A 7,814-nucleotide genomic window follows, 5' to 3' on the forward strand; every position below is an offset into this window, starting at 1 on the left:
CCTGCCTCAATTGGGGACAGGCACCCCCGCACTTATTTTTATTAAAAATGATCTTGGTTTTATTGGAAAAAATAAGTGCGGGGAGAGCCAGTCCCCGCAGGTCAATCATAAGTTTCGCTGTGTTAACAATTAACTGATAACTTTTAATTCTCAATTCACCTGATTATTCCAGTTATTCTTTTCATGATTGATAATACCTGATGTTTCATCCACTTAATTGCGATATATTTTTTGTTATACCCAGCAAATTGATACACAGTGCGACCTTCATTATCGCGCAACAAACCATACACATCCCAGTCGAAATTCCCGGGAAGATTTCTGCGTAATGCCGCATTGTGAGCCACGGTTTTGCCATTGTTGTCTTGTATATCCCAGACATCGAACCCTACTGGAAGGCATTTGTTGGAGGCTGCTCCATGATACACGGTCTCACCATATCTTTTATCGCGCATCATGCCGTATCGTCCCCAATCAAAGTTTTCAGGGATATTATTATGACAAGCAGCAAAGTGAGCTACGGTAAAACCATCATCATCCGCTACATCCCATCGATCGAACCCGACTGGGAGACATCCCCCCTCTGCAGCAAAATGATACACGGTTCGTCCTTGATTATCCCTCCTGCAACCGTACTGCTCCCAGTCGAAGCCTTCAGGGATATTGCCTTTTGCAGCTGCTACATGAGCCACGGTTTTATTTTTTTTATCTACCAGGTACCATGCATTGAACCCTTGGGGAAGTGTTCCTTGTTCAGCCGCTATATGCGCAAGGGGTGTATTATAATCTTTCCCCAATGTCAGGAGGCGATCTCTTTGTTCTTCCGGCAGGGCTTCCCAGTCATTTCCATCGAGAAAACAGGCAAGAAAAAACAACAACTGTTTCTTCTTGTATTCAGGCACAGCTTCCAGCTCATGATTATCCAGAATGAACAGGGCATCACTAAAATTTTTAATTTGAACTCCATTAATATTCATGACGTCGGCTTTATTCTCCACTCGAGAGTTAAATGATAACCATTCAGGGTGTAATCTATGGTGGATCCCGGCCGATATCCTGCCCCCATTGAAGAACTAAAAAAGATCGATATCCGACTCCACCTGAATGGTTATTTTGACCTTCTCCTGATCAGGAACAGTCTCCAACATATCATATATCTCCTGCAGCCTGGTTGCAAGCTCAAGCTAATGGGTCTACTTTAACACTGGACAGTCAACAGTTCTCGTACAACACTCCAGCACCCTGGCCCATAAGTAATGCCGGAAACATAAAATGGCTATAAGGTGTGTTTAATGATGCACCTGTAAATAGTCGGGAAGTAAATAATTCAGAAATCAAAAATATACATAACTCTTTGATTTCACTGACCTTTGACCTCTGACCTCTGATCTCTTGATCTCTGACGTCTGTGAATGCAAAAATGACTTTTTGCAGTCACATCTTTAATCCAGCGTAACAGTTTAGCCATTTGCATGTGGCATGGGGACTGGCTCTCCGCGTACTTATTTTTAAAACCTGTCAATCATCCTTCAGAAAAAGTATCTGTTTAGCGCTTTTAAGGAAAGCAGTGCACAGGCACTCCGGGACCCACTTGAGCATCATTTTGTGCTTAAAATATCTCATTTTCTGGGACAAGCGGGTCCCGGAAGAGCCAGTCCCCATGCCACATGCAAAGCGCTAAACAGATACCAGAAAAATAAGTGCGGGGGTGCCTGTCCCCTGCTTTCCCTCAGCAATTTTGCGCACAAAGGCTGCGAACTCACTGAGTTCCTGTGGAAGTTGCTTTGCAAGCCGATCTACCCTTCGAACAAGTGCTTCCACTCTTTCCCAGTCATATTCCACTCCAAAATAATATCTTTTAAAATGGCGAAAGCGCATCAACTCTGTCAGATCAGAAAAGCTTTGCTCTGATATTACTTTCGGACGAGTTTCCCCAATGTCCAAGGTCATTCTTTCAAGAAGTTCCCGGTGCCACCTGTCCCCCTGCAGGTTGTTATCAAAAAACTGGGATATCCTGAAGAAAATGGTTTCCGCACAAGTATAGTAATTCTCAATAAGCCCGGCAACCATCACAGCCATGCGCGGGGTCTTTCCTATCGCGATAATCTCGGTTGAAAAGGCTTGATTAATATGAGAGTGGCATTGTGCCAGTAAACCAACATGCTTCTGGATCTGGGCGAGCAGAGTTTCGCAGGCAGTTTTAATCTCTTTATCGCTCATAAATCATTATACCCTGTTGGCGGATTGTCTTTGCATGTTCGGGATGAATCCGTTCGAGTTCAACCAAATCCACCGGAAAACGAGTGAGGCGACAGGCATCATCAAGTGCATGCAATCCCTCCATAGGATCAGTCAAGCCCTCCAAAGCCAAATCAATATCAGACCATTCATGAAAACGCTCAGGATTCAGCAGTGACCCCCATCGATAGATTCGTTTTGGGGCATATTTCGTGATAAGCATAGAGATAATTGCTTGAGCATCAGCTTCAGCTTCGGCTGCCAAGGCGATTCGTCTCTGGCGATTTGACTCGGCTTTTCGTTCCAAACTGATTCTTGCTGATTTGACATCTATCTGCATATACGGTTATTCCTTGATTGCCTGCCATAGGTGTGGCTCCCCGGCATACATTTGCTTTGCTGTGATGGACGGCAGGGTGAGGCCAGGGTCGCCGAGATTTCGCTTTTACTCAGAGCTGCCCCCATAGAGAATTGATTCCGGGAGCCATTCTTTCCGGAAGAAATCACCGGCAATTTTGCGTTTTGGGGTTAAATATGCTACGTGGTATTGGTTTATAGTATCTCCAGATTCGGCACAGGTAATCAATCCTGTTAATCCTGTCCAAGGGGAGAATATCAGGCCTGACCCCGGCATGGTTCATTAAGTTTTGCCTTTGGCCGCGGCTCCATAACCACAGACTTTTTTGCCGTAGCAGCCGTTTTGTTCGAATTGTTATTAAAACGACACATCTATGGGGTGCTTTAATTTAATGTGGATAATTTTTTCAATCCTAAAAAATCTTAAAATCGGGACAATCTTTCTGGCCGTGGTAAGGGTGGACGATCGGATAAACATCAACACATTTCAACCCCTTAAAATCGGGGCAATGTTTTTGACTCTGCCTCTGGGAGCCCTTGTCATTCGTGTCTCCCATTCGTGGCCTCCCAGACCAATTTCCGTATATACCCACTGAAAAAATAAATCGAGGATTTTTTTGTATAAAAAACACTTAAGGTAACGATGCTAACCTATTGTTATAACAGAGAAAAGCAAAGTCCGTACACCTCATTATGTTAAATTCAATGATTTCAAGATGTTATGGTATATTTAAGTTATTATTCATATTATGTACGAAATCTTGTCTGTAATCTAACGCGGGCTTTGCCCGCAACCCAGTTTTCTGTTATTTGTTAATTGTTAATAATTGTGTAGCAGGGACTGTCCCCTGGCCGCTGAGTCCCCTGGCCGCTGAATGGTTACCTCTTCTGAATTTTTCAGGCTCTTCTATGAATATTAGATCCGCAGGAAGATAAGGGATGAGGTTCAATATCCGACCCCGGAATGGGACCTCAATGCTGGTGCCGATAATAGTGAGGGACCAGGGAGGGGGGTTTTTCCTGGCCGTGGGCCTGCATAAGCGTTTCATCGCCCATGATTCCGGCCGGGTCGCCTTGGGTTATGATCCTGCCCTGGTCCATGAGGATCACCCGGGTGCAGACCTCCAGGACCAGTTCCAGATCGTGGGAGGCCACTATGATCGTTTCTGCTGAACCGGGCATGAGGGTGATGAGCCTTCGCCGGGTGCGGATATCCAGGTACGCGCTTGGCTCGTCATAAATTATCAGCCCTGGATGCATGGCCAGGGCGGTGGCAATGGATACCATCCTCTTTTCCCCTTCCGAAAGGTGATGCACAGGGCGCTCAGCCAGAGAAGCCGCGTCCACTTTATACAGGGCCTCCCATGCCCGCCTGTCCACCTCTTGTGCATCCAGGCCCATGTTCTGCGGTCCGAAGGCTACATCCTCGCGCACCGTAGGGCAGAAAAGCTGGTCATCAGGCTTTTGAAACACCAGGGCCGCTTGCGGGTTGAATTTGCTGCCGGTGACGGGCTTCTCAAACAGCCTGATCACCCCGGAAACGGGTCTTAGAATGCCGCAGGCAAGAAGAAAAAAAGTGGTTTTCCCGGCCCCGTTGGGACCGATAATGCCCACTTTTTCCCCCCGGGTGATACCCAGATTGATATCGTGCAGGGTGCCGCCGTTGCCGGGATAGGAGAAGCTTACGTTTTCAGCTTTGAGGACAGAAGAAGATTTTACGCTCATGGGTTCAGCAGCATGCCTGAATCAAACCTTAAAGTCCAAACCATATTTCCAGTCCCGTAAATGTTCCGGCGGTCAGCACAGAAGCTGCCAGGACCGCCATATCCAGGGCAGTGACCCTGTATTCGCAAGGTGCGGCCATGCTTTGCCCATAACCCCTGAGGCGCATGGCCCGGTAAACCCAGTCGGCCCTTTCCAGGCCGCGTACCAGGAGGCTGCCGCAAAGCCAGGCCCTGGTGCGCAGCATGTACAGGCCCGGCCTGGAAGCATTAAGGCCCCGCAGGCGCATGGCGATCTGCATGCGCTTCAGGTCGCTGCCCAGCACTTCCAGGTAGCGTCCGGTGAGCAGGGCCATGTCGGCCATGATCCAGGGCAGACCCATGGCCCGCATGGCTTTTACATGGGTCAGCAGGGGAGCGGTGTGCAGGACGATCATTACCGTGATGATTATGCACAGAAATCTTGCAGCAATGAGTCCTGCGGCATGCAGACCCTCTTGTTTCAGGGAGATGAAGCCAAGATCCAACAATATGTTCTGACCGCTGACAAAAGGCAGGATAAGCACCAGGACCAGAATGATTATTGAGGGCAGCTTGAGTTTCTGGAGAATAAACCGGATGGGCAGTCCTGACATAAAAAAAAGCATCAGGGTAAAGGCCAGTATGGCACCCAGCAGGCGAAAATCACTGACAAAGGAATAGGCGAAGATCAGGACAAAAAGTCCGGCCAGCCTGCATCTGGGATCCATCCGGTGCAAAAAGGAAGACCCGGACCGGGTCGCAAGGCATGACAAACTATACTCCGTGCAGCACCCGGGGACTGACCCGCAGAAGAAAAGTTGCAGTCATGGCTGTTATGACACCTTCAATAAGGGCCAGGGGAACGTGGGCGACTATAAGCACAAGCATGGCTGTCTTTTCCACTGCCGCCCCCAGGTCTGCTGGTACGGCCGTGACCAGAAGCAGGGAGAAAAAAAGCACCGAGAGCATGATGGCCAGTGAACCGGCCAGGAAAGCAAAAGTCGCAGTCTGTTTCGGTCCTTGCCTTCCCCGGAGCCCGAACCTGAATATATAATGGGCGGCCATGGCTGGAAAGCCGATAATGACCCAGTTGATACCCAGGGTGGTCAGCCCGCCGTGGCCGAACATGGCCGCCTGAAAAAAAAGGCCGATCAAAATGGCCGGGATTGCGAAAAAACCCAGTAAAACCCCCAGAAGGCCGCTTAGCACCAGATGCACACTTGCCGGGGGGATGGGGATATGGATGAGCGAGGCCACAAAAAAGGCTGCAGTGAGCAGGGCGGCCTTGGGAATGTCCGCTGCGGGATCAGGGCGCTTATTTATTCTATGCAGGCAGAAAAAAACAGCCGCGGCACAGACTGCGTATCCGCCCAGAGTTACCGGCACAGGCAGAATACCGTCAGGAATGTGCATTCTTTTTCCTCCTGCCTCTTGTGCTCCATAGGTATAACGCCCCAAATAATATAAAGATTATTCCCACTCCCAGAGCAACCCGAAGAGCCAGGGGGATATCATCTCCAATAAACAGGAAGCCCTCTTCAAGCACACTTTTCTCCAGGTCATAAACCACCCGGTGTCCCTGACCATCGTCGGCCCTGGCCACCCTGGCCCCCAGACGGGGATCAAAATAAAAATGTCCTTCCGTATCGGTCTTCCCCTGCAAGAGCATCTCGTCCTGCTCGTCCAGGAGGGTGACCGCTGCTTCAGCAGCAGGCACCCGTCCTTCATAATAGACAAAAAGTACGCCCGGTTCTTTTTCCTGCATAAGCATGCGGTGGGCCTGGGCGCAATCAGGCTGTGAAAGGCCCATGATGAAAACCAGGGCGGCCGCGAGGCAAAGCTTTGCAGGGAGCGCAGGCGTACAAGGTATTCTGGACATGCAGATTTCTACTCCCGGATTTCCAGATACATGGAAGTATTGTAACGTACCCGGTCATAATCTTCACCACCGTATGCACCTGAGCGGTCCTCGTCCATGACGGTGGTCTTGATGAGCCAGGTTCCCGGTTCATTGAAGTCCATTTCCACCCGGCCCTGCTCATCTGTGACCAGTTCCCGGGCGCGCTCAGTGGGACTGACCACCAGCACCGCCTGATCAGCCAGCTTTTCTCCCTTGTAGGTCACCTGACCGGTAAAGCTTTCTCCCACCCTGGCATGTACACTGTCAGTGCTCTGGATTTCCACATGCAGAAAAGTGGGCCAGGCTGCGGGCGTTTCGCCGTCTCCCACCACCAGGGGGGCCTTGGCGTCATAATAACGCAGCTGCATGCCCGCCGCCGGGGTTCTGTCGGAGCGGTCCACCACGCCCCTGGATGTATGGCTGACCACCCAGTAAACACCTTCCTCCTCCGGGGTGAACCTGGCCACGTAGCGATCATTTTGCAATGCATAGTCCAGAGGGATGACTGCCCCGTCCTGATCCAGGACCACCAGCTTGGAAGCCCCCACCTGCTGGAAAAAGGAGTGTTCGTGATCGAACTTGTCCGGAAAGTGCCCCAGGGCAAACTCAATGCGCACGGGTTCGTTTACTTGCGCTTTCTGGTCCAGGTAAAGCTTTATTTCATGGGCCTGAACCGTAACGGCCCCCAGAAAAAAGACAAGGACCATGGCTGACAGGGATCGTAATAAAATCTTCATGCATATTCCTCCGCAGATAAGAGATTTAGGCGCTGCACGATGTAACGATTTTTATTTTCGTGCTACCTGGCAACAGATAGCAGTCTGCTTAAGCCCATGTCAACCCTTTAAGTAATATTTTTTTTAAATCAGAAATGCTGAGCGAGTCGTAAATAACAGGGAGCAGGGCATTTTGCCTTGTTCCCTGTTTTACGTTGGAATCAGATTCTGCTCTCGTCTATCCCGACCTTGCAAAGTCATGGGTTTGCACTTAAGTTAAAAACTTAAATATGGCAGCGTATCAGTTCAGCGCTCTGCATGTGATATGGGTACAGGCTCTTCCGGGACCCACTTGTCCTAAAAAAAGAGATATTTTAAGTACAAAATGATGCTTAAGTGGGTCCCGGAGTTGCCTGTCCCCTGCTTTCCTTTTTGCGGCTGGCCTGCCACGCGCTTCGCGTGGTTCAAAATTTTCTTGTTTTTTTATGACAGGGTTTCAGGAGTAAGCGCCTAAGGAAGACTTACGGATTATTAAATTAAGTGCGGGGAGCCAGTCCCCTTCGAGTTCAAATAAAGTTTCGCTGTAGTGTTAATGAGATTTGAACAGAAATATCATAAAGGATGTGTCACCATGAAACGATATTTCAATACTGCAGGTCCCTGTGTACCGGCTAAACATTATATGATTCCCACCAGGCGGCGTCTCAAGGGTCTGGATACTCTGATCGATCAGGAACAATATTTTGTCATTCACGCGGCCCGGCAATCCGGCAAAACCACCCTGTTGAATGAACTTGCCGGCCAATTGAATGCCCAGGGCCGCTACTATGCCCTGTACTGCTCACTGGAGTCGGTTCAGAA

Annotated in this window: 8 protein-coding genes and 1 pseudogene; 1 reads left to right on the top strand and 8 read right to left on the bottom strand. The window is 49.4% G+C overall.

Features of this window, described 5'->3' with window-relative positions; all coding sequences use genetic code 11:
* Positions 1 to 155: 155 nt before the first annotated feature.
* The 8 genes from QZP87_RS01565 to QZP87_RS01600 all read right to left on the bottom strand — a co-directional run bounded on the left by QZP87_RS01565 (position 156) and on the right by QZP87_RS01600 (position 6,974).
* Entirely contained in the window at positions 156 to 977 is an 822-nt protein-coding gene (locus QZP87_RS01565; protein ID WP_291321169.1) for an ankyrin repeat domain-containing protein, read from the bottom strand.
* Between the two features lie 700 nt (positions 978 to 1,677).
* Positions 1,678 to 2,079: a hypothetical protein gene (locus QZP87_RS01570; RefSeq protein WP_291321170.1), complete on the bottom strand. Its 402-nt coding sequence runs from the start codon at positions 2,077 to 2,079 to the stop codon at positions 1,678 to 1,680.
* Between the two features lie 130 nt (positions 2,080 to 2,209).
* Positions 2,210 to 2,578, bottom strand: coding sequence for a hypothetical protein (locus QZP87_RS01575; RefSeq protein ID WP_291321171.1), 369 nt, complete (start codon positions 2,576 to 2,578; stop codon positions 2,210 to 2,212).
* Between the two features lie 989 nt (positions 2,579 to 3,567).
* Positions 3,568 to 4,320: an ABC transporter ATP-binding protein gene (locus QZP87_RS01580; RefSeq protein ID WP_291321172.1), complete on the bottom strand. Its 753-nt coding sequence runs from the start codon at positions 4,318 to 4,320 to the stop codon at positions 3,568 to 3,570.
* Between the two features lie 28 nt (positions 4,321 to 4,348).
* Entirely contained in the window at positions 4,349 to 5,110 is a 762-nt protein-coding gene (gene cbiQ / locus QZP87_RS01585) for a cobalt ECF transporter T component CbiQ (protein ID WP_363330970.1), read from the bottom strand.
* A 1-nt stretch (position 5,111) separates the two neighbouring features.
* Entirely contained in the window at positions 5,112 to 5,750 is a 639-nt protein-coding gene (gene cbiM / locus QZP87_RS01590) for a cobalt transporter CbiM (RefSeq protein WP_291321173.1), read from the bottom strand.
* On the bottom strand, positions 5,737 to 6,216 hold the full coding sequence (locus tag QZP87_RS01595) for a hypothetical protein (RefSeq protein WP_291321174.1): 480 nt from the start codon (positions 6,214 to 6,216) through the stop codon (positions 5,737 to 5,739). The genes cbiM and QZP87_RS01595 overlap by 14 nt, the downstream gene beginning before the upstream one ends.
* Positions 6,217 to 6,224: 8 nt before the next feature.
* The gene (locus tag QZP87_RS01600) at positions 6,225 to 6,974 is read right to left on the bottom strand and encodes a DUF4198 domain-containing protein (protein ID WP_291321175.1); all 750 of its coding nucleotides are present in this window, start codon (positions 6,972 to 6,974) and stop codon (positions 6,225 to 6,227) included.
* A gap of 610 nt (positions 6,975 to 7,584) precedes the next feature.
* Here QZP87_RS01600 and QZP87_RS01605 point away from each other — a divergent pair.
* Positions 7,585 to 7,814, top strand: a pseudogene (locus tag QZP87_RS01605) (ATP-binding protein); the annotation flags it as partial.

Source organism: Desulfonatronospira sp., assembly GCA_003563255.1.
Taxonomy (GTDB): Bacteria; Desulfobacterota; Desulfovibrionia; order Desulfovibrionales; family Desulfonatronovibrionaceae; genus Desulfonatronospira.

What these genes read in the sequence shown, in the direction of transcription:
- QZP87_RS01580 (WP_291321172.1), bottom strand. Translation starts at nt 4,320, where the DNA reads ATGAGCGTAAAATCTTCTTCTGTCCTCAAAGCTGAAAACGTAAGCTTC.
- QZP87_RS01575 (WP_291321171.1), bottom strand. Translation starts at nt 2,578, where the DNA reads ATGCAGATAGATGTCAAATCAGCAAGAATCAGTTTGGAACGAAAAGCC.
- QZP87_RS01565 (WP_291321169.1), bottom strand. Translation starts at nt 977, where the DNA reads ATGAATATTAATGGAGTTCAAATTAAAAATTTTAGTGATGCCCTGTTC.
- QZP87_RS01600 (WP_291321175.1), bottom strand. Translation starts at nt 6,974, where the DNA reads ATGAAGATTTTATTACGATCCCTGTCAGCCATGGTCCTTGTCTTTTTT.
- QZP87_RS01595 (WP_291321174.1), bottom strand. Translation starts at nt 6,216, where the DNA reads ATGTCCAGAATACCTTGTACGCCTGCGCTCCCTGCAAAGCTTTGCCTC.
- cbiM (WP_291321173.1), bottom strand. Translation starts at nt 5,750, where the DNA reads ATGCACATTCCTGACGGTATTCTGCCTGTGCCGGTAACTCTGGGCGGA.
- QZP87_RS01570 (WP_291321170.1), bottom strand. Translation starts at nt 2,079, where the DNA reads ATGGCTGTGATGGTTGCCGGGCTTATTGAGAATTACTATACTTGTGCG.